Origin of the sequence: Thermococcus alcaliphilus (genome assembly GCF_024054535.1) — an archaeon.
In the GTDB taxonomy this organism is placed as follows: domain Archaea; phylum Methanobacteriota_B; class Thermococci; order Thermococcales; family Thermococcaceae; genus Thermococcus_A; species Thermococcus_A alcaliphilus.
In genome coordinates, this window is sequence record NZ_JAMXLV010000022.1 from 37,818 (window position 1) to 59,610 (window position 21,793).

General features: G+C 42.8%; 18 protein-coding genes. 10 read left to right on the plus strand and 8 right to left on the minus strand.

Annotated elements, in window-relative coordinates; genetic code table 11:
* The first annotated feature begins 1 nt into the window (after position 1).
* Positions 2–703 carry a DNA repair and recombination protein RadB gene (radB, locus tag NF859_RS08165; protein ID WP_252743796.1) on the plus strand — a complete coding sequence of 234 codons (702 nt, stop codon included), beginning with the start codon at positions 2–4 and terminating at the stop codon, positions 701–703.
* Here radB and NF859_RS08170 read toward each other — a convergent pair.
* Complete coding sequence (locus NF859_RS08170) at positions 663–2,078, minus strand: ribonuclease FAU-1 family protein (RefSeq protein ID WP_087035907.1); 1,416 nt, start codon at positions 2,076–2,078, stop codon at positions 663–665. The two genes, radB and NF859_RS08170, sit on opposite strands and share 41 nt — an antisense overlap.
* Complete coding sequence (locus NF859_RS08175; protein WP_252743797.1) at positions 2,044–2,802, minus strand: hypothetical protein; 759 nt, start codon at positions 2,800–2,802, stop codon at positions 2,044–2,046. Before NF859_RS08175 ends, NF859_RS08170 begins: the two co-directional genes overlap by 35 nt.
* Positions 2,803–2,928: 126 nt before the next feature.
* Between NF859_RS08175 and moaA the strand changes: the two genes are divergently transcribed.
* The 3 genes from moaA to taw22 are packed head-to-tail and all read left to right on the plus strand — an operon-like array spanning position 2,929 to position 5,744.
* Positions 2,929–3,852, plus strand: coding sequence for a GTP 3',8-cyclase MoaA (gene moaA, locus NF859_RS08180; RefSeq protein ID WP_252743798.1), 924 nt, complete (start codon positions 2,929–2,931; stop codon positions 3,850–3,852).
* A 49-nt stretch (positions 3,853–3,901) separates the two neighbouring features.
* Positions 3,902–4,762, plus strand: coding sequence for a DUF835 domain-containing protein (locus tag NF859_RS08185; RefSeq protein WP_252743799.1), 861 nt, complete (start codon positions 3,902–3,904; stop codon positions 4,760–4,762).
* Positions 4,734–5,744 (plus strand): tRNA (guanine(37)-N1)/4-demethylwyosine(37)-methyltransferase Taw22, encoded by a 1,011-nt coding sequence (gene taw22 / locus NF859_RS08190; RefSeq protein ID WP_252743800.1) that lies wholly within the window; start codon positions 4,734–4,736, stop codon positions 5,742–5,744. Before NF859_RS08185 ends, taw22 begins: the two co-directional genes overlap by 29 nt.
* Here the strand turns inward: taw22 and NF859_RS08195 are convergent, their stop codons facing one another.
* The gene (locus tag NF859_RS08195) at positions 5,745–7,196 is read right to left on the minus strand and encodes a replication factor C large subunit (protein ID WP_252743801.1); all 1,452 of its coding nucleotides are present in this window, start codon (positions 7,194–7,196) and stop codon (positions 5,745–5,747) included.
* Between the two features lie 10 nt (positions 7,197–7,206).
* Positions 7,207–8,199: a replication factor C small subunit gene (locus tag NF859_RS08200; protein ID WP_252743802.1), complete on the minus strand. Its 993-nt coding sequence runs from the start codon at positions 8,197–8,199 to the stop codon at positions 7,207–7,209.
* Between the two features lie 182 nt (positions 8,200–8,381).
* On the opposite strand from NF859_RS08200, the gene NF859_RS08205 reads away from it, so the two are divergent.
* Both NF859_RS08205 and NF859_RS08210 read left to right on the plus strand, forming a co-directional pair.
* A complete protein-coding gene (locus NF859_RS08205) occupies positions 8,382–9,569 on the plus strand; it encodes a glycine C-acetyltransferase (RefSeq protein ID WP_252743876.1) in 1,188 nt (395 codons plus the stop codon).
* 96 nt (positions 9,570–9,665) lie between these two features.
* Positions 9,666–10,478, plus strand: a complete 813-nt coding sequence (locus tag NF859_RS08210; protein WP_252743803.1) for a DUF835 domain-containing protein — start codon at positions 9,666–9,668, stop codon at positions 10,476–10,478.
* Here the strand turns inward: NF859_RS08210 and endA are convergent.
* The 3 genes from endA to NF859_RS08225 are packed head-to-tail and all read right to left on the minus strand — an operon-like array spanning position 10,475 to position 12,788.
* Complete coding sequence (gene endA / locus NF859_RS08215) at positions 10,475–11,002, minus strand: tRNA-intron lyase (RefSeq protein WP_252743804.1); 528 nt, start codon at positions 11,000–11,002, stop codon at positions 10,475–10,477. The two genes, NF859_RS08210 and endA, sit on opposite strands and share 4 nt — an antisense overlap.
* Positions 10,984–11,493, minus strand: coding sequence for a ribosomal protein S18-alanine N-acetyltransferase (rimI, locus tag NF859_RS08220; protein WP_252743805.1), 510 nt, complete (start codon positions 11,491–11,493; stop codon positions 10,984–10,986). Before rimI ends, endA begins: the two co-directional genes overlap by 19 nt.
* Before the next feature lie 50 nt (positions 11,494–11,543).
* Positions 11,544–12,788, minus strand: coding sequence for an alpha-amylase family glycosyl hydrolase (locus tag NF859_RS08225; RefSeq protein WP_252743806.1), 1,245 nt, complete (start codon positions 12,786–12,788; stop codon positions 11,544–11,546).
* A gap of 228 nt (positions 12,789–13,016) precedes the next feature.
* Here NF859_RS08225 and herA point away from each other — a divergent pair, with 228 nt between their 5' ends.
* Genes herA through nurA form a run of 4 tightly spaced genes read left to right on the plus strand, consistent with a single transcriptional unit; the run spans position 13,017 to position 20,043 of the window.
* Complete coding sequence (gene herA / locus NF859_RS08230) at positions 13,017–14,750, plus strand: DNA double-strand break repair helicase HerA (protein WP_252743807.1); 1,734 nt, start codon at positions 13,017–13,019, stop codon at positions 14,748–14,750.
* Positions 14,740–16,059 (plus strand): DNA double-strand break repair protein Mre11, encoded by a 1,320-nt coding sequence (gene mre11, locus NF859_RS08235; RefSeq protein ID WP_252743808.1) that lies wholly within the window; start codon positions 14,740–14,742, stop codon positions 16,057–16,059. The genes herA and mre11 overlap by 11 nt, the downstream gene beginning before the upstream one ends.
* 6 nt (positions 16,060–16,065) lie before the next feature.
* Positions 16,066–18,720: a DNA double-strand break repair ATPase Rad50 gene (rad50, locus tag NF859_RS08240; protein WP_252743809.1), complete on the plus strand. Its 2,655-nt coding sequence runs from the start codon at positions 16,066–16,068 to the stop codon at positions 18,718–18,720.
* The gene (nurA, locus tag NF859_RS08245) at positions 18,721–20,043 is read left to right on the plus strand and encodes a DNA double-strand break repair nuclease NurA (RefSeq protein WP_252743810.1); all 1,323 of its coding nucleotides are present in this window, start codon (positions 18,721–18,723) and stop codon (positions 20,041–20,043) included.
* Here nurA and tgtA read toward each other — a convergent pair whose 3' ends face one another.
* Positions 20,044–21,780 carry a tRNA guanosine(15) transglycosylase TgtA gene (gene tgtA, locus NF859_RS08250; RefSeq protein WP_252743811.1) on the minus strand — a complete coding sequence of 579 codons (1,737 nt, stop codon included), beginning with the start codon at positions 21,778–21,780 and terminating at the stop codon, positions 20,044–20,046.
* Between the last annotated feature and the right edge of the window lie 13 nt (positions 21,781–21,793).

The window sequence follows — 21,793 nt, forward strand, 5'->3', positions numbered from 1 at the left end:
AATGCTAACCACCGGCAGTAAGAGCTTAGACGAATTACTAGGTGGGGGAATAGGCAGAGGTGTATTAACTCAGATATACGGTGCATTTGCTACTGGAAAGACCACTCTAGCAATGCAGGTGGGCCTTTTAAATGATGGAAAAGTTGCATATATAGATACTGAGGGAGGGTTCTCCCCCGAGAGATTAGCCACAATGGCTGAAACCAGAGGACTTGACAAAGAAAAAATCCTCCAGAAGTTTCTCGTATTTGAACCGTTTGACTTCAAAGAGCAGAAAAAAACTGTCTCAGGCCTTAAAAAGATCGTAAATGAAAAATTCTCTCTGATTGTTGTGGATTCAATAACCAACCACTATAGAATAGAGGAAAACAAAAGTGCAGTTACCGCTGACCTCGGAAAGCAACTTCAGATTCTGCTTTGGCTTGCAAGAAAATACAATCTGGGAGTTATTGTTGTAAATCAGGTCTACTTCGACTCAAAGCACAATCTCCTAAAGCCGATAGCAGAGCATACCTTGGGATATAAGTGTAAAGACATCCTCAGATTAGAAAAGCTAAGAGATGGCTTCAGAATTGCAGTTTTAGAGAGACATAGATTCAAACCAGAGGGGGGCATTGTTTACTTTAAAATAACGGATAAAGGAATAGAAGATGTGGAAAAAACTAAATCTTTTCAAAAAGCTCCTGAGTCAATCTTACTATAGCCTTGTACAGCTTCTCACTTATAACCCCATCTTCGTAGTGCCTCTTGAGTTCTTCTTTGTCTACAATCTCCTTCTTCCCGTCAGGCCACTTTACGATATCGACCTCTAAATCAACGTATCTTGCCCTATCTGGATATATTTCAACTGGGGTGCAGATGTTGTAGTATTCTCCCTTTAGGTTGCCATCTCTGTCATAATAGCTATGCTTAAACCACCATTTTCCTTCTTCAATCTCAGTTATTGCATAATCCCCAGCTTCTATTGGCAAGTCCAAGCCATCATAGAATCTACCGGGTTTTAGATTCCTTCTTACCTTCAGCTTTAGGGGATTTAGAGAAACCTCAACCACTTCCCCTGGGCCTATCTTGATTACTTGACCGTCTGGCTTAACGTGCTCAAACCTGAAAAGCCATCCCTGCTTTGGCCCCTTATTGTTGATTAATGCCTCTAAAAAGCCTTCACTAACCTTTTTTCTCTGAGAGGGAATCTTGCTTAGAATTCCCTCTCCAATTTCAACGGCAAACCCAAACTCGGGATCATATGCCTTAAACTTGTGATGGCCCTCTATCGTAGGGACTACCGTATTTCTTATGTCGTCAAGCTTTGCCTTTGCCGCACCGCCAAATTCAACCTCGTAGATGTCTCTGCCCTCAACTATTTGGGCAGGAGCAGAGTATTTTTCAGCCTCTTTCAGCTTTTCAGCGATCTTTGAAAGCTTTATTAGCTCATCCCGTAGGAGATTCCAATCTTTATACGCAGCTGCCGTTCTCCACAAAACCCCCCATTCTCCAAGATCGACACTCAATCCAAGTATTCTAAGTCTTTCTCTCTCTGATTGATCCCTAATCTTCCTTGATATTTTCACATGTCTCTGGGTTCCAACGGGTTTTGGAATAAGCACTGCATAGTCCCCTGGTATAGTGAGTAAGACACTCAAATGAGGAAGGAGGTTGTTTTTCTTGACCTGAACAAGCACCTCGTCCCCTTCAACAGCATCTGGAAACTCTTCTATTAGCAAAGTTCCAATTGCATTCCCTATGTCCACATACACATATCTTTCGTCCTTTTTGATAACGATTCCTTTATATATGCCGTAAAGCTGGTAGGGCATTTTTCTAAAGAAAACGTCTAAAAACTTCTCCTCAAAAACCTTCTTAACTTCTTCAACTTTTTCTCCAACCAGCACCACACCATGGGAGTCTTTTTTGTCTTGAATATCCACATCGAACTCATCGTAGACCTTTTCAATGCCTAGTCTTTCAGCGATCTTCTGACTTGGCTGGCTTATCTTAAAGCCTTCATCGAGGAGCAACTTTGTCAAAGCCGTGCTGTATATCCCTCTAATCCTCACCGAAACCTCTGAGTTTGTAGACATATTCACCACCTCTTTCCCGTTTTTCCACAACACCAATGAGCGTTAAGCCTTCAAGGATTTTAGCAGCATGTTCTCTCTCAACACCGCTGTTCTTTTCTACATTTCTCACCTCAACCCACAGTAATCCTTTTGAATGCCAGTCTCTCAAGGCTTCTTCAACTTTATGAACCCATGAGGGATTGGTGTAGAGGTAGTAGATGAATGAGATTAAGAGCTCAAGTTTCTCATCCAAATTTTCTATCTTTTTTATTTTGTCAACAATATTGGCCGGTGGTAGTTTCCTCTCCTCACTTATAAATATAAGCCCCTCAAGTTCTCCAGTTAGCTTTTGAATTGTTTGGGTGATTGAGTAATCATATACCCTATAAAACTGCAACAACCTCTGGAGGGATGCATTTATTTTGGCTTTTTCAGTGAAGCTCATTTTCGGATTCTCAACTAAAAGAAGGAGTTCCTCTAATCGAAATTTCATTTGATGTTCGTTTTTTTGAAGCTCTTTTGCGAGCCGCTCAAAGTCTCCCCCAAGAAGAGAAGATGCCTTTCCTATTTGAGACGCTATATCAAATTTTCTCTCAATAATGCCATAAAGCTCGGACACCAGGTCTTTTAACTCTTCAAACTCCCATGATGATGAAAGGGAGTATACACGAAGAAAGCCCTTCTGAAACTCTTTGTGGAGAATCTCAGCCTCTTTAACAAGTTCACGAATTTTATTTGTGTCCACCTTCATCCCCTACATTATATACTCCCTCATTGTTCTTTTACTTTTCGCAGCTTTTGTGGTTAACATAACTGTTTACCCAAAATCTTTTTTTAAAGCAATGATGTTTTAAGTAATAGAGGGGAGCGCATGGTTTTAGTGGATCGCTTTGGAAGACCGGTGACAAATCTGAGAATTTCTCTCACAAATGAGTGCAACTTAAACTGCTTCTACTGCCACAGAGAGGGGCAAACCCTCAGCTTCCAAGAGATGAAACCAGAAGAAATAGAAAGAATAGTCAGAATAGCGTCCCAGCTTGGCATAAAAAAGGTCAAGCTAACTGGAGGGGAGCCGACTATTAGAAAAGATATCGTTGAGATAGTGAGGAGAATACGGCCTTACGTTGAAGACCTATCTATGACCACCAACGGAACAACAATGAAGCTACTGGCAGAGCCATTAAAAGAAGCTGGACTCGATAGAGTAAACATAAGTCTCGATACCCTTGACAGAAAAAAATATAAATCTATTACAGGATTTGACGTGCTTCCCCAAGTTCTTGAAGGAATCGAGAAAGCCGTCAAGCTCTTTTATCCAGTTAAGCTTAACATGGTTGTCATGAAAGGTCTCAACGACGGGGAGATATGGGATATGATAAACTACGCTGCCCAGAAAAACGCCATTCTTCAGCTAATTGAAATCGAAGTCCCAAGGGAGATGGAGGACTCATGGTTTTTCAAAAAGTATTTTTATCCGCTAAAACCTCTGGAAGAGAAATTTGAGGAGATCGCGATGGATGTAAAGGAAAGACGAATGCACAGGAGAAAGAAATACTTTATTCCCACAGACTACGGCATCGCCGAGGTTGAAGTCGTTAGGTCAATGCACAACACAATATTCTGTGCAAACTGCACTAGGATAAGGCTCACTTCAACGGGCCATTTAAAGACCTGCCTCTTGAGAAGGGATGACCTCGTAGATATCCTAACTCCAATAAGGAACAACGCCTCCGATGAGGAACTTATTGAAATTTTTAAAAAGGCTATTCTCATGCGGGAGCCCTATTGGAAATGAAAAGTATTTAAATAATGCCTTAGATTACTCTAACCTAGAGGGAGAAGCAATGTACATGAATCTCTATGGAGTACTAGCGGGTTCAATTCTTGCAGCAATAGGAATAGCCCTCAGCATAAGAGCGTTCTATTACTACAAAAACATCGAGGAGCCGGGGAAAAACTTAGCTAGAAACTTTTTAATTTCCACCTCCCTTTTCACCGCGGGCTCACTTGGGGTTGTGATCGATTCTCTAACTGAAATCCAGTTATGGTTTGTAATGGCAATTTTCTACACCCTCTCTTACATAATTTTGGTTTCATCCGTTCTCTACTATCTCAATGCTCTAAGCCCCCAAGAAGTAAAACCAAGAAAATACCCAGAAAAAATATCGCTTTCACCAATAACTGGGGCATATGTGTTTAAAAAGCCGGCAAGCCCTCATGCTCTGACATTTTTGTCGAGACATTCAAACGGACTCCTTGTTGTGAGCAGGGCTCAAAAGGAGTTATGGATAAGAAAGTACCAGCTGGAGCCGGATAAGTTTATATGGCTGAGCAGATTAGAGAAAGAAGGTGCAGGAGATCCTACAAAGCTCCACGTTATTCAAGATGCTATTTTAAGGTTCTTGAGAGAAAAAGGTGGAAAAGCAGTTGTGTATTTCGAGGGAATTGAGTATCTAATCCTCTACAACGACTTTTCTTCCGTTGCAAAGTTTTTGTTCTCGTTGAAGGATTACGTAATCTCCAACGAGTCAATGCTAATCTTATATTTGCCTCCAAACGTCCTAGACAAAACTCAAGAGACAACACTCTTGAAAGAGTTTCAGGAAAAGAGGGAAGAGGAGCTCATTAAAGAGGTTTCCCAAAAATTGTTCGCGGCACTGCTAGAGGGAGAAAACCATGCCAGCGGTGAGAGTAAAGAAGAGTGAAGCAGAAGAGGCAAAGAGGATTCTTAAGCGAGTGGGGATTTATGATGGAAAGAGAAGACCAAGAAGAGAGGAAGAAAACATTCTCTTTCCTATAACAGACCCAGAGAAAGCCAAAAATCTTGGATTTGAGGTTGTAGATATTGAGCTTCCTTTCAGACCAGAGAGACAAATTTACAAAAACCTTGAGAGCATCTTAAAGGACAAGTTTACTAAAGAGGAGCTAAACTTCCTCAGGCGTTACGATGTCATAGGGGACATAGCGATAATTCAAATCCCGCCGGAAATAGAGCACAGAGAAAAGGAGATAGTTGAGGCATTGCTTAAGGTGCATCCATTTCTAAAGGTGATAGCGAAGAAAGGATTCCACAGAGGTGTCTTCAGGATAAGGGACTATTCAATAATATGGGGAGAAAAGAGACTCACAACAGTGCACAAAGAAAACGGTGTAAAAATTAAAGTTGACCTAAGCAAAGCCTTCTTCAACCCCAGAATGAAGGGAGAGAGGTACAGATTGGCTCAACTTGTAAGAGATGGGGAGAGAGTTCTCTTGATGTTTGCCGGAATTCTACCCTATGCCCTCGTGATTGCAAGATACAAAAACGCTAAAATAACAGCCGTAGAGTTAAACGAAGATGCCGTAAAGCTCGGCATTGAAAACGTTCAGTTAAACAGGGATAAACTCAAGGGTAGCATAGAGATCATCAAAGGGAATGTATTTGACGTTGTTCCAAAGCTTGGGACTTTTGATAGGGTTATAAGCCCAACCCCAAAAGGTGTTGATGCTCTCCGCTTGGCACTTGAGAAAGCCGAAAAGTGGGTTCATTACTATGATTTTGTTCACGAAAGCAAAATAGAGGACTTTAAAGAAAGAATTATCTCCCAGTGCAGAGAGCTCGGAAAGGAATGTAATGTAAGGATAAAGAAAGTCTCCGACTACAAACCCTATGTCTTTAAGGTCTGTGCCGATATCGAACTTCTTTGATCACTTCTTCAGGAAATCAAATAGAGTTGCCTGTTTGCCTTTCTTCTCTTTCTTTTCCTCGGGCTTTTCTTCAGCTTCTTTTTCTTCCCCTATTTCTTCTTCAACTTCTTCAACCTCTTCTTCCTCTGGCCCTTCTTCACTGATTTCTTCTTCATCTATAGTCTCAGCTTCAATTGTTTCAATTCTCACTTCAAGCTCCGTTTTCGTTTCCTTCAACTTTCTATGAATGGCCAGCATCTTCCCTTTGATCTTTGCCACCTTTTCTTTATCCTCAGTAAGGAACTCAATCTCCTTATCCCCTAAGTCGAGAAAAACTGCTATATGAGCTGCAACATCCGGGTTGTTAACAAATATGGCTTTGAATATCTGCATTGTTTCAATTGCCTCAAGTTTGCTCATGTGCATTTCCTTCATTATCTTCTTCACTATGGAGTCCCTAATAGAGCGCTCTTCCTTGGTATCCCTGAGCATTTTAAGGGTTTTTGGTGGGTAGAAGCGCAAGAAGCCTTTTTTCTTCACACCGGCAACCGCAACTCCGGCGGTCATCATGTCTATTGCATACTTCCACAAACCGTAGTTCCCTGTTCTTGTTGCCCTTCCAAGGTATATATCGGCTCTGCTTATGGCCTCATATGCCCTCGCAATGTCCTCTGGCTTGTAATACACATAGGGAATGTTTTCTTCAATCCAGAGAAGAACTTCATCTGGGGTATTGTCAAGGTTCATGAGGGCCATTTTTGCCCTTTTTGCATTATCTGTGGCAAATATCATGCCTAGAGCTTCAAAAATCGACTTCTCAACATCCCTATATGCCAGAACAAGCTCGGCATCTTCAACGCCGCCGCTTACGATATTCTGGAGGTCATTTATTGCTGCCCTTAAGTCTCCCCTAGCCCTTTTTGCAATTTCCTGCAGGACTTCTTTAGGAACGAAAATACCCTCCGCTTTTACAATCCTAAAGAGAGCCTTTAAAATATCCCTCTGGCTTAAACGCTTGTACTCCACTATTTCTGCTTTGTTTCTTATCTCCAATGGTACCTCCCAGTATCTGTTGGCGGACATTATTATGGGATTCCTCGCCTTGTCTATGAGCTTCGCTATCTCTCTTGCCCCCGAAGGCTCTATGTTATCCGCCTCATCAAGAAAGATCAGCTTTCTCCTCCTTCCAAAGACATCCATTGTATAGGCGGCATTGAGGTAGCGCTCTATTTTACCAAAAGTTCTGTCATCGCTTGCGTTGAGCTCAATTACCTCAAATTTATACTCATTAGCTAGAGCGTAAACTGTGGTAGTCTTCCCGCTACCAGGGGGACCGGCAAGGAGGAGAGCTTTTTTCTTGGGCGTTCCATGAAACCAACTTTCAATCCATGCTTTAACCTTCTCCAACGCTTTCTCTTGATTTACTATCTCCACGAGCCTTCTTGCCCTATACTTTTCAACCCATGGCAGCATTTGGGCTCACCTAATCCTTGCCAAGCAGTGTGAACTGAGCCAAGAGAGCTTCAAGCTGAATCATTTCATTTGCTCCCTCAACAAGCCTGAAGTTGTACTCTCCTATTTTATCAGCCAAGGCAACCTTCTTCGGCTCACTTATTGGAAGATTGAACACCTCTTTGTGCATCTGAATCAAAACGTCTTCTCCGCTTAAACCTTGCTTTAGAAGTATCTCCCTAAGCTTGTCCCTAGCTTTGAGGAAGTTGCCTTCTAACGCTAAAAGCATCATTTCCCTAACATCTTCTGGTCTGGCCCTGCTTGCAACCAAAAATACGTTTTCATCGGTTATTTTGACATCTAGGGCAGCTGCAGCCTGGAGAACGTTTATTGCCCTCCTTAAGTCACCTTCAGCCACGTAGAGTATCGCTTGAAGACCTTCCTCGGTTAGCTCGAGCCCTTCGTTTTCAGCTATGTATTTTAACCTCTTTGCAATATCTTCATCTTTTAACGGTCTAAAGCGGAAAATCGCACATCTTGATTGAATGGGTTCTATGATTTTGGATGAATAGTTGCAGCTCAAGATAAATCTAACGTTGCTAGAAAACATCTCCATGGTTCTCCTCAAGGCTTGCTGGGCATCTTGGGTTAAAGCGTCGGCTTCATCAAGGAAGATTATCTTAAAGCTTGCACCTCCTATCGGCTTTGTCCTTGCAAACTCCTTTACCTTCTCACGGATAACGTTTATACCTCTTTCATCGCTCGCGTTCAATTCGAGAAAGTTGTGCCTCCAGTGCTCCCCAAATAACTCTCTAGCTAAACAAAGAGCACTTGTCGTTTTTCCCGTCCCAGGTGGGCCTGCAAAGAGAAGATGCGGCATCGAGCCGGTTTTAACATAGTGCTTAAGCCTCTTCACTATGTGATCTTGCCCTACAATGTCGTCAAGCCTCTCAGGCCTATACTTCTCAACCCACGGTTTTTCAAGAATTTTAACTTCCTTAACCTCTTTTACTTCTTCAGCCATTGCAACCACCTGTTATCGTGACCTAAACACTTTATAATCACGAGAATATTTAAACTCTTTGGAACCCTCCAAAGAATTTCCAAACTTCATCAATAAGGAGACTGGTGTTAGTCCGTTGTTTATTGAAATGCATGAAAAACTTTTATAGGTGAGAAATACCAATATTCTACTTGGTGGTGCCAATGGCAAAGCTTGACTGGATTACCGAAGAGCTTAATGAACTTAAAGAAAAAGGACTTTATGTAAGAATTAGAGTTCTCCAGAGCGCCCAAGGCCCTTGGGTGATTGTGGACGGAAAGAAAGTTCTGAATATGTGTTCCAACAACTATCTCGGTTTGGCAGCACATCCAAAAATTAAGGAAGCGGCTATAAGAGCTATTCTTGACTATGGCGTTGGAGCTGGAGCTGTTAGAACGATAGCCGGAACAATGGAGCTCCACGTGGAGCTTGAGGAAAAACTTGCAAAGTTCAAGAAGAGAGAAGCTGCTATTCTCTTCCAGAGCGGCTACAATGCAAACCTCGGGGCAATAAGTGCCCTCATAAAGAAAGGTGAGGATGGAGTTTTTGTTAGCGAAGAACTAAACCACGCGAGCATTATCGATGGTATGAGGTTAAGCGGTGCGCCAAAAGTTATCTACAAACACCTTGACATGGAAGACCTCAAGAAGAAGCTTGAAGAAGTGAAAGACAAGAAAAAGAAGCTTATTGTCACTGATGGTGTATTCAGCATGGACGGTGACCTCGCCCCACTCCCCGAGATCGTGGAATTAGCGGAACAGTACGATGCTATGGTATACGTTGACGACGCCCACGGTGAGGGTGTTTTAGGTGAACATGGAAGGGGTATTGTTGACCATTACAAGCTCCACGACAGAGTGGACTTTGAAATGGGAACCCTAAGCAAGGCATTTGGTGTCATTGGTGGCTATGTTGCAGGGCCAGAGGAGGCAATAGAATATTTAAAGCAGAGAGGAAGACCATTCCTGTTCTCATCCGCCTTGAATCCGCCTGATGTTGCTGCCGCTATTGCCGCGGTTGAGATTCTCCAACATAGCGATGAGCTCGTTAAAAAGCTTTGGGACAACACCCATTTCCTCCAAAAGGGACTTAGAGACATTGGCTATGACTTAGGAAACACCAAGCACCCAATTACACCGGTAATGCTATATGACGAAAAGCTAGCCCAAGAGTTCTCAAGAAGACTCTACGATGAATACAACATCTTTGCCCAGGCAATAGTTTATCCGACAGTCCCATTAGGCACAGCAAGAATAAGGCTTGAGCCTTCAGCAGCCCACAGCAAGGAAGACCTGCAGTACGTCATAGATGCCTTCGAAGATCTCGGAAAGAAGACCGGATTCTTGAAGTGATTTTTCCTACTTTTTATTTTCGTTTTATTTTTTAAACTTTTTCTAACGAAAGGTATTTAAATCTATATGCCTACTCATTCCTGGAGATGAGAGGGGATGAGCGTCATAACTGCAACCCTCTCACTAACCGCCTTGCTATTGCTGATAGGCTTAACAATAGTCGGAATAAAGTATAGAAGGAGGTTCATAGCTAGGTACCCCACGCTTAGAAGATTCTATGACTTCATGATAGTGGGGTTTGCCATGGCAGCCCTATCAAAGTTTGTCTTCATGTTCCTTGATTTATATGACGCTGGAATTCTCTTTCTGAACCCTTCAGAGAAAATGCTCTTAAACACAGCTGGAAATGGTTTAACAACGTTTGCACTTCTCTTCCTTCTTCTCGGATGGGTGACCCTATTAAAGAGCCTCGTATCAAGATACAAGCTCTCTCCAGTGATAGAAATAGAGGGGAAAGAGGAAAAATTTGCCCCTGGGGTGTATCTATGCAAAACAGGAGATTGCAACTCATTACTGCTGGATCTGTTGAAAGGAAGAGCAGGACTTATTGTCTCCAGAACACCAAGGCATGTGCTTAAAGAAAAGCTAAAGCTTGAGCAAACCCCAATGTTATGGCTCACAAAAATAGATGGGGAAGGAAATATACACCCACTAAGGCTTGAGTTCCTTCTGCAGACATTAGTAGACTTCATGAAGTCGGGAGATACTCCAAAGATAATTTTACTAGATGGAATCGAATATCTCATGGTAGAAAATGGGTTTGAGCCGGTCTTTAAGTTCCTAGCAGCATTGAACGATTACGCCCTACTCAACAACACGATAATCTTGGTTCCCTTGGATGAGAGCGCTGTTGAAAAAAGACACGCAAACCTCTTAAGGAGGGAGTTTAGGGAGATAAAAGCAGACTAGAATTTTATTCTGCCTATGTGATAATAAACCACGTCATTGTCCTCATCGACCACCGCCAGAACCATCTTTTTTCTAACCCCATGGGCAACCCTAACCCTGGCGGTTAAGTCGTTTGGGTACATCTTCTGGTTCTCACTTACCACCCAGATTAGCCAGTCCGCATGCTCCTCCATTCCTTTTCGGTACACCCTAAAGTGAGAACCGTATTTGAGAGCTGTCTTCACAGTGTACCCCCTATTCCTAAGATCCCTGTAAACCAAAAACTTTAAATCAAACTGCTCATCTTTTTTCCTTCCAATTTCGAAAAGCTCTTGAACGCTGAGCTCTTTTTCACCGTCAAAAACTTTAATCCATCCTTTGTCCAACAGATAAGCAGCTTCAATAAGAGAAAGGAAAAGCTTGCCATTTACAACTTCCCCATAGTGCCGCTTGTTGTAGAGCTTGTTTATAGCACTCTCCATCGTGCTGAAAACCCTATCTCCGCTTAGGTAAAATTTGAACTCACTCAACTCCTGTCCCCCCATGCGTCTGGTGTGAGAACCATGTAGTAGGCATCCTCGCCATCGGAGTAGTAGCCTTTTATGATTTTCATCTTCTTAAAGCCTAGCCTTTCGTAGAGCTTTATCGCCCTCTCGTTGCTGACTCTGACCTCAAGTCCTATGTACCTAGCTCCTCGTTTTATTAACCTGTCTATAACAACCTCCATAAGAGCCTTGCCTATCCCATTCCCTCTATAAAGAGGATCAACGGCTATACTCATTATGTGACCTTCCATGTCTGGTCTTAGATATCCCATCACATAGCCCACTACCTTCCCGTTGTATTCTGCAACTAGAAAGGTCTCGGGATTTGCCTCAAGGAACATCAAAAACAGCCCTCTCGGATATTGCTCCCTGAAGGACTGTCTCTCAATGCGCATAACCTCACTTAGGTCAAAGAGGGTAGCAGGCCTGATAGTGACAAGGCTCAGGGGAATCTTTCTTGGGAAAGGGACATCTCTTGAAGAGAGACTCATATTGAAATATTCTCCCGATAGTTTTTAATCTTATTGATTTAAAAGGAAAATCAAAGATGGATTATTACCGGCTCAAAGGGGACCTCTATCTTCCCATCTTTGCTTTCAACCTTTTTACCTGTCAGAAGGTCTATTCCCTTAACTTCAATCTCTATCTCTCCAATTTTGCCCTCTAGGTTGAAAATTCCAACTGCATTTTTGCACTCCACAACCGCAATTCCTTCCTTCGCCAAGTACACTCTTTGATCGTTGCAATCGATTGACTTTTTAATCTCGATTAATTTCTTGACAAAAGATGAAAACTCCTCATTTCCCTTTTCCCAGGGAATAGGGTCCTTTTCAAAGAGGCTTGGCTGGTTTTCAATAGCATATTCCTGCCCTGCATATATTAGCATAGCCCCCTTTAGCATGAACATGAAGGCCGTCCAGTTCCTCAGGCGAAGTTCATCCTTAAATATCCCAGCCGCCCTTGGTAAATCATGATTTTCCAGAAATCTAAGCTTAACGTAATCCGCTGGATACAAAGTATCCTGAACGTAGAGGTAGTCAATATAGCTTGATAGACTTTTCTCTCCCCGCAGATACCTTTCCAGCATCTCTCTTCCATCGTAGTCGTAAGTAATATCAAATACCCGGTGCATCTCAACATCCGAGTGGACTCTAAATCCCCTCTCCCGCAGCCACTTGACAAAAGAAGGATGTACCGTCTCAGCCAGCCAGATGAGGTTGGGATTAATCTTGGCAACTTCTTTTTTGGCTTTCTCCCAGAATTTCAAGGGCACAAGAGGAGCAACATCGCATCTAAACCCATCCACGTATTTAGCCCAGAACTTCAAGGTCTCTATTTGATATTCCCAGAGCTCTCTGTTGGAGTAGTCAAGGTCGTAAACATCGCTCCAGTCCGGAACCTTTCTTGAAGGCTTGCCATCAACTGTGTAGAACCATTCGGGATGCTCTTCCAAAAGCTTTGAATCTCGCGAGGTATGATTGTATACAATGTCTATCATAACCTTAAGCCCAAGCCTATGAGCTTTTTCCACGAGTTTTTTAAAGTCTTCAAACGTTCCCAGTTCGGGATTTATTGATCTATAATCCCTTATAGCATAAGGAGAACCAAGAGAACCCTTTCTGCCTTCCTCTCCTATTGGGTATATGGGCATCAGCCAAACAAAGTCCACGCCGAGGGATTTTATCCTCTCCAAATCTTCAGCCAAGGCCTTTAGAGTCCCCTCTTCAGTGTGGTTTCTTGGGAAGACTTCGTATATAACGAGCTTTCTCAACTCGCTAGCCCCCATTTATATCACCGAGAGTGATTACACTTGGTATTAAAATAGTTTTTGGAAAGTTTTAAAAGAAAGGTAGTAGGATGTTAAAGAGAAGTGATGAGCGCTTCCGATCCTGAGGGCAAGATGATGACCGGATTCCTGTCTGATCTACCATCCATGTCTTTTCTTACCATTACTAAAGGTTAAGATTAAGTTTATAACCAGCTCGGAGTTAATTGATTAAATGAAGGTGATATGATGAGGATAGCGGAAGATGCCGTCGGGATAGTCAAAGGTGAGGCAAGTGTCATAGGGTATGATTTTTCCGCTCACCCCGATGTGAATTTACAGTTTGGGGAGTTTGTCGTTGCCCAGAACAGAAACGGGGAATGGGTTATTGGTACAATCAGAAGACTTCAAAACATAAATTGGCTTCTCATAAGTGGGAAAAGCACGTATCAGTCCCTTCAGCTTGATTTGGAGCAATACGGAGAGAGCATTGAGGACAACGAGGAAGTAATCGCGAGTGTAAGGGTTCTAGGCAAGCTCAGCTTTAACGGCGAGAAGGTTGAAGTTCTACCAAATAGAGTCCCAATTCCTAATGGAAGGACTGTTTACAGGTTAAGCGACGAGGTTCTCAAGGCAATATACAACCCCGGGGAAGGGTACATAGAGGTTGGGACACTTCTTCTAAGAGAGAGCGTGCCAATTTATTTAAATGCTGACGAACTTGTATCGAGGCATTTTGCCGTTTTGGCAGTTACAGGGGCGGGTAAGTCAAACACCGTTGCAGTGATGATAAGCCAGATCGTCGAAAAGCTCAGGGGAACGGTGGTTGTCCTAGACCCACACGGGGATTACGTAAAGCTAAAGCTCCCCAACACAGGGAAAAAGTATGTCAAGATAATAGAGGCCAAAATAAGACCTGAAGAAATGGATAGCGAGGAGCTGGCAGACCTAATAGAGGTCGCAAAAAATGCCACCATACAGAGAGAGTTCCTAGCTAAAGCTTGGGAAACAATCAAATACGAAAACCCAAATTTGGGCGGAAGAGAGCTCATTGAAAAGCTCATGGAGACAATAAACGACTGGATCAGAAATAAAGAAGCGAGGTACTGGGATGAAGGGAAGAAGGACTATTTCACGGAGGAACTCAAATCGGATAGAGTGGAGACACTAAGGGGAGTTGTTTTAAGACTTAGGAGATTTTTGAGGAATTATGGGAGCTTATTAACTAGTGAGGACTTAATATCCCAAATTGAGCCGGGAAAGGCGAATGTTATCGACCTCGGGCCCTTAGATGAGGGTCAAATGAAAGTCGTTGTCGGAAAACTGCTCCAGGGAATATTTGAAGCAAGGGTAGACTATGAAAAAGCCAGAAAGACTCTTGAACGCATAGAAGAAGATCTAAGAGAAAGCAGAGCGGCGAAAACATCAAAACTTGAAGAAGAAATCAAAGAGCTCAAGGAACTTATGAAGAGCATCGAAAAGAAAAGTAAAGCACTTGCCGAGCCAATACTCATGGTAGTGGAGGAGGCACACATCTTTGCCCCGCAAGGAGAACACAATGATGCCGTGAGGGTTTTGAGCAGAATTGCTAGGGAAGGAAGAAAGTTTGGAGTTGGGCTTGGAATAGTATCCCAAAGACCAAACAAACTTAATGAAGACGTCTTAAGCCAGACAAACACCAAGATAATATTAAAGATCGTAAATCCGAAAGACCAGGACTACGTTCTAAAGGCAAGTGAACAGTTGAGTAATGATTTACTAGCCGATATAGCATCTCTTGGAAAAGGGGAGGCGGTTATAGTTGGCCAAGCAATAGCCCTTCCAGCGCTGGTTAAGATTTACAACTTCAAAGAAAGGGGCGGCGATTATGGAGGAGAAGACATAGGGATTGTATCAAGGTGGCGTAAAAGAGCAGAAGAAGAGAAGAGAGAGGAAGAAATTCAGCAGGCTTATGAAGATGAGGGGATAGAATATGACCTTTAAGTTTGCCCATATTGCAGATGTGCATCTTGGGTTTGAGCAGTACAGACTGCCCTACAGAGCCGAGGAGTTTAGAATAACCTTTGAGACTGCAATAAAAAAAGCAGTCGAGGAAAAAGTGGATTTTATACTTATTGCGGGAGACCTCTTCCACCGCAGCAACCCAAGCCCCCAAACAATAAAAGAAGCCATAGACATCCTTTCAATCCCAAAAGAAGAAGGAATTCCGGTTTTTGCAATTGAGGGAAACCACGACAGAACCCAAAAGAGAATTTCCGCCTACAATCTTCTAGAATCCCTGGGGTTGATGCACGTCCTCGGCTTCAGCGAGGAGAAAAAAGAAAACACGTATCAAACCACAGAAAAAGTCAATGGAAAGCTAATCGTCAAGGGAGTCTTCGAAAAAGGGAACAAAAGCCTTGAGATCTACGGCATGAAGTTCATGAGTGCTGCGTGGTTTGAGAGAAACAAGCTAAGTGAGTACTTTAAGCCAAGCGGAGACGCTGTGCTTATGCTCCATCAGGGGATAAAGGAGATGATGGACAGCCTAAAACTGGAAACGCAGAGAGATTATTTCGAGATAACCCTTGAAGACCTGCCAGAGGGCTTTCTTTACTACGCAATGGGGCACATACACAAAAGGTGGCAAACCAACAAAGGCCTGGGTGTGGTTGCTTATCCAGGTTCATTAGAGAGGTGGGACTTCGGGGACTACGAAATGAGATACAGGTGGAACGGGAACGCTTTTATTCCTCAAACTGGAGAGGATAAGGGCTTTCTGATAGTGGAAGACTTTAAACCAAGGTTTGTGAAGCTTGACGTTAGACCCTTCTACGATGTTAAGATTAAAGCTGACGAGAGTGTTGTAAAAACGGAGCTTAAAAAGCTGAGCACAAAAATCCCGAAAGAGGCTTTTTTAAGGGTGGACATTGAGTGGGAGAGACCTTTTGACGTGTCTTTTCTCCACGAAATCTTCAAAGTTGAATACCTCCACATAAGAACGAAGTTCAAAAGGCCTTCCATAATCAAGGGGGACACGACAAACCTAAAAGAGTTCTTCACCCCTCTGGAACTCAAGATAATCGAGCTCGTTGGCGAGAAAGATTTTGAAGATTTTGAAGAGGTTATAGAGCTCCTCCTAAAAGGCTCCACCCCAGAGAAAGAAGCTACACCTAAGAAGGAAGAGAGAAAAGAAGAAGTCAAAGAGGGGATAAAAGAAGAAAAACCCAATTTAGAAGCCGAGAAGAAAATCAAGAAGATAAAAGAGCCACCAAAGAAAAAATCGGATTTATTATCTTGGCTGAAAGGGTGAGAGAAAATGATGATTGAAAAGATAATCGTGAGGGATTTCCGCTCACACGAGTTCACAAAGGTAACGTTTGCACCCGGGATAAATCTTATAATAGGGCAAAACGGCTCTGGAAAAAGCTCCCTTCTCGATGCGATACTTGTAGGCCTTTATTGGCCCATGAAGCCCAAGGATCTTAAGAAGGAGGATATCCTCAGGGTAAATGGGAAAAGCACCGAGATAACGATATTTTTTGAGAAAGACAATGTGAAATACCAGCTCCACAGGAACATAACAAGGGGCATAGCTTTTGTTAAGTATCAAGAAGGTCAGGGATGGCACCATGCAACTGAAGCAAGCCAGCAGTCCGTGAGAAGATGGATGGAAAAAATGATTCCCTACGATGTATTTGTGAACGCGATATACATAAGACAAGGAGAAATTGACGCAATCTTGGAGAGCGATGAAAGCAGAGAAAAGGTTGTTAGAAAGGTTTTAGGTTTGGATAAATATGAAAACGCCTATAACAACCTTCTTGAAGTTAGAAAAACCATAGACTCAAAAATCAGCGCAATTGAAGAATACCTCACAGCAATGAAGAACATAGATGAGATGATAGAAGAAACCCGAAAAAGCCTAAGTGAAGCTATAAAGCAAATAAACGAGCTCACACCAAAGATTCCAAAGCTGAGGGCGGAAGCTGAAAGAATAGAAAAGAGGCTTTCTGAACTTGACGAGCTGTTGGAACAGCTTAACAAAGCGAAAGAGGAAAAAAGCGAAATTGAAAAGAATCTCGAAGGAGTAAAGACAAGGATAAGCTCCCTAATCAAGTCAACAAATGAAAGGAAAGAGAAGATAAATGAACTGAAAAAGAAATTTGAAAAGCTTGAAAAAATCAAGCCTCAAGCTGAGATATATATGGAGCTCGAAAAGTTCCAAAGGGAATACAGTGAAATAAAATCAAGGATCGAAAAAGAGCTTAAAGGCTACGAAGGAAGGCTTTCCCAAATAGAAGAAAGACTCAAAGAGCTCATGAAGAAGGAAGAAGAGGTAAAAGAGCTCGAAGAAAAAATAGAAGAAATAGCAGAAAGGCTTGAAACTCTAAAGCAACAGATAGAGCAGTATGAAGAAGCCATGAGAATCAAGAAAACAGTAGAAGATTTAAGGAAAAGATTATCTCTCAGCGAAGAGAAAATTAAAGCCCTCAAAGACGAAATAGAAGAGGCAAAAAGGAGAAGAGAAGAAATCCGCGAGAGACTTGAAAAGATTGGAGAAGAAAAAGGAAAGCTCAGGAGCCTCTCCGGAGAGAAAGACAAGGCAATATCAGAGCTCATGAAGGCTAAAGGAAAGTGTCCCGTCTGCGGTGCCGAGCTTACAGATGAACACAGAGAAGAACTCATCAAAAGCTACAAAATAGAGATTAAAAAATACATGGAAAGGATGAAAGAGCTAGAAAAAGATGAGAAGGAACTTAGGGCAGAGCTCATGAGAATTGAAAAGACTTTGAAAAAGGAAAGCACTGTAATAGCAAACGAAGAGATATTGAAACAAATAAGGGAAAATGAGGAAAAGTTAGCTCAGTTTAACCTAAGAGAACTCGAGAAAGAGGCCAAAGAATACGAAAAGCTCTCGAAAGAAAAGAACCAGCTTGAGGGCAAACTTAAGAGCATCTTAGAAGAACTCAAAAAGAAGCCAGTGCTAGAAAAAACAAAGAGAAGCATAAGAGAGAAAATAGAAAACGCCAAAAAAGAGCTTCAGAAATACGATAAGAAACTCAAAGAGTTCGGCTTTGAAAACGAAGAAGACCTTAGGGCAGAGCTCGAAAAGTTGAGACCCCTCTATGAAGAATACCTAGGCCTTTTAGAAGTCAAAGATGAGCTTGAGAAAGAGAAAAAACGCCTTGGCAAAGAGGAAGAAGAGCTAAAAGATTTGGAAAAGCAAAGGAAAGGGCTCGAAGAGCAACTATCTCTGTTAAAGGAGAGAATTACAGAACTCGAGAAAAAGTACAACAAAGAAGAGCATGACAAGCTTAAAAAAGAATACATCCAGGCTAGAGAAGCCCTAACGAAGGCAGAAACCGAGCTTGAAAACCTTGAAAAAAGAAAAGAAGAGTTGAGCAAAAACCTAGAGAACCTACAGAAAGAAAGGGATAACGTCAAGAACAGGAAAAAAGAACTTGAAGAGCTGAAGAAAGCCAAGAAAAGAGTTCAAGAACTCAGAGAAAAGGTCAGAAGATTTAAGAACCTCCTCAAGGAGGATGCCCTTGCAAAAGTTGGTGAATATGCAAGTGAGATATTCGAAGAGCTCACTGAGGAGAAATATTCCGGAATAAGTGTGAAGGCAAAGGAAAACAAGGTTGTTCTTGGGGTTATATACGATGGAAAGGAGAGGGAGCTCTCATTCTTGAGCGGCGGTGAGAGAATAGCCCTCGGTCTGGCGTTTAGATTAGCCTTATCCCTCTACCTTGCGGGAGAGATTCCCCTCCTCATAATGGACGAGCCGACACCTTATCTCGACGAGGAGAGGAGAAGAAGACTCGTGGACATCATGGAGCGCTATCTGAGAAAAATCCCGCAGGTGATAATAGTTTCGCACGACGAGGAGCTCAAGGATGCCGCAGATAGAGTGGTTAGAGTCAGGCTTGAAAACGGCGTTTCGAGAGTAGAAGAAGTAGAGGTGGGATGAATGTACCGCCTCATTTCCAAATATCAAGCGGATAAAATCCTCCAGATGCTCAAAAGAGAACTCAAAGAAGCTGAAGGGGCTCTAGAGGGCAAGGTGGATTGGAGACCTCTTCCCGAAAAAAAGGAGAGCAAAGTTTATGCTGTTGATGGAAGCCAGGGGAAGGCAAGGCTGAGTGGGACAATAATATATACAGTTGCCTCTTTTGCCTTTGGAAACGGTAAGAGCGCTCGCCTAGTCTATACAAATGCTATGACGTATAACCATGGAATCTCCGACCAGATAATAAGACTCCAAATGGAGACCCTAGAAAACAAGCTCGGAGCGTTGGTTGGGAATGAAGAACATATGATTTTGATGGACGGAACACTCACCGGTTCATTAACAAGACCTCCCGTTTATCCCGAGAGCGTTAAGGGCATAACGACCCTTCTTGATACGTTAGAGAAAGGCAAACCAGAAGAGCTCATAAAGGACTTCATGGAGAGGCTCGATGAGCACTATCTCGATTTAGAAAAGCGCCTTGCTGAGGAAAGGGAGCTCTACAGTGGAGTTATACTCGCGGACGAGGTTATAGATGAATACTCGGAGTTCTACAAAGCCATGGAAGGCGGAGAAGTTGTAAACTACGACGGTGCCTTAAAGAGGTTGAGGGATGCACTAAAAGCCGAGGTTCCCAGAAGTGAGATAATAAAAATTGCCGAAGAGCTGGATGAATATACAGAACGGAAGACATTAACCCTTGAAGAGGCAAGAAACACCATTCATGTTGTCCTAGGCTACCTGGAGTATCTCTACTCACTAGAGAAGCTCCTCCAAAGGAAGCTAATCTACATCGCAAAGAGCTTCTACAACAGGAAAATTACGTCAAAGCTGGGCATAGATCTCCTTGATGTGCCGTTTATCGATGCATATCTTGTCAAAACGCATGGCGAAGAGCTTCCCGGTTACTGTGTAATATATGACCCAGAAAGGGCTGAAGAAAAAAAGAAAATAGCCCACCGTCTGCCGAGAATTCTAAGGAAATACTTCCCCACTGTCCAAAGGTTCATAGAAACGGGAGTTCCCTCAGCATATATAAGAACCATGAGAGGGGGCATCATATATCTGCTCCAATCCAACACATCAATCAACGATGAGCTGATAGCAAAATTGCTGTGGCACGAGAGCAACGGCTATATAAGACCACTCCAGAGAGCCCATGAAGGGGTAAAAATTGAACAGAAAGCCTTCAGAGCTGAGCTTGAAGCCCTAATGAACTATTTGAAAAAGAAAGACAAAGAGTTGAGGGTTTTCATAAAATATGGAAGGTCTCCGCTCGAATGATTACCCAACTCCCCTTCTAACTTTTACCGCAAGCCCCTGCTGGAATATCTTAAGTTCTTTGCCGTTTAACAGGCTTTGTCCGGTTGCCAAAAGCTCATCGTTCTCATTCACCACAAGAACTTCGTCGTATGGTCTTATAGACTCGTCTGCATCAACCACGAACTTTGCAAAGACGTTCTTTCCTCTTCTTGCAAAGGGCTCCGCGTCTTCATTAACAACAACCCTCATCCGCGGATAGGGAAGGACCTTGTGCAGTCTTTTTGCTCCTTCAATTCCAAGGGTCAAAAGACCGTCTTCCGCTCTAAAAGTTGCTATGTGTTTGCCCCTAGCTTTTATCTGTCTTGGCATTCCGGTCTTTCTTGAGAGCTCGACAAAAATATCTTTAAAGGCTTCACTAGCTCCTTCGCCAAATTGATATTCAGCAACAGCCTGAACGTAAAGCTTCGCTTCCTCTTTTGAGGGCTTCTCTATTGTGAAGTCCTCCTCCCCCTCGCTCTGGGCAAACGGGAAAGTTAAGCTCAGGTATTTGGGAATTTCGCCAAAAAGGGGATGGCTGATTGTCTCCGGGAACTTCCCTTTTACCCTTTCAGCTCTTTGCTTTGCTCTCAAAACTACGGGAGTTCTCATAATCTCTTCACTAACCTTGAAAAAAGCAGAAGCCTTTGTTATCGGCTCGTTCTCCTCGAGGTAGTCCTTGTATTCAAGCAGTCTTTTATAAGCCGCAAACATTTTTGGATGAGATCTTGAACGCTCATCAACTAGCTGCCAGAGGGTTCCCTCTTTTATTGCTTGCTTCACTCTGTTTAACTCCTCCCTAATGACCCATAGGTTGTGAATGGCTAGAAGCCTTGTTCTCTCTTCCTTTGACATCTCACGCAGCTCTTGTGGTGTATAGCGAGAGCAGACAGGACACGAGCATGGGAAATACTCAAGCTCTTCAAGCCTCTTGGTTCCTTCAGGTGTCATGTAACGGTCGTCTTTAGCGTAAAGGGCGTAGCTTGCCGAATCAAAGAGGTCAATTCCCATCGCAACTGCCAGAGCAAATACCATTGGATGCCCAGCGCCGAAGAGGTGAACAGGTCTATCCGGTCTTAGCCCAATTTTTGACGCTATTACAACATCAACCAAATCCCTATATCGGTAGCTCTCCATTAAAGGTACCACAGCACCAATCGGATGAATCTCAAAGTTCATTTCGCTTAATTTTCTAGCGGCATAGGTTCTCAAGTCGAGATACGTTGAACCCTGAACGGTGGCATTCATGGGTATGTTCTTTATGCTCTCAGCCTCTTTTGCTCTCTCGAGTGTTATCTTAAGGTCTTCCTCAGCCTTTTCCCTTGGAGCATCTGGAATTGTTGGGATGTCAAGAAACGTTCCTATGTCAACGCCTATCTTGTGCTGGAACTCTATAATCTCTCTGTTGGTAACCTCTACTCCACCATATCTCATAAGCTGAAAGCTTCCGGAATCGACTTCCACTATGCCATCGTAATCCAAAAGTCTGTGAATGCCTTTTTCAAGTGCTTTCTCTCTAAGTTCTTCGTCTTTGTAGATTATGTAGGAGTTTGTGATTATAATGTCAAAGCCCATTTCTTTGAGCTCTTTAGGGGTCACTATGAGCTGCTTAGGGTTAACTACGGGCATAATAGCTGGAGTTTCGAGCTTTTTCCCGTTAACTTCAATTTTTCCGATTCTTCCCGCAGCATCTCGCGCTTTTATCTCAAATTTGAAGTTCATTTTCCTCACCGCA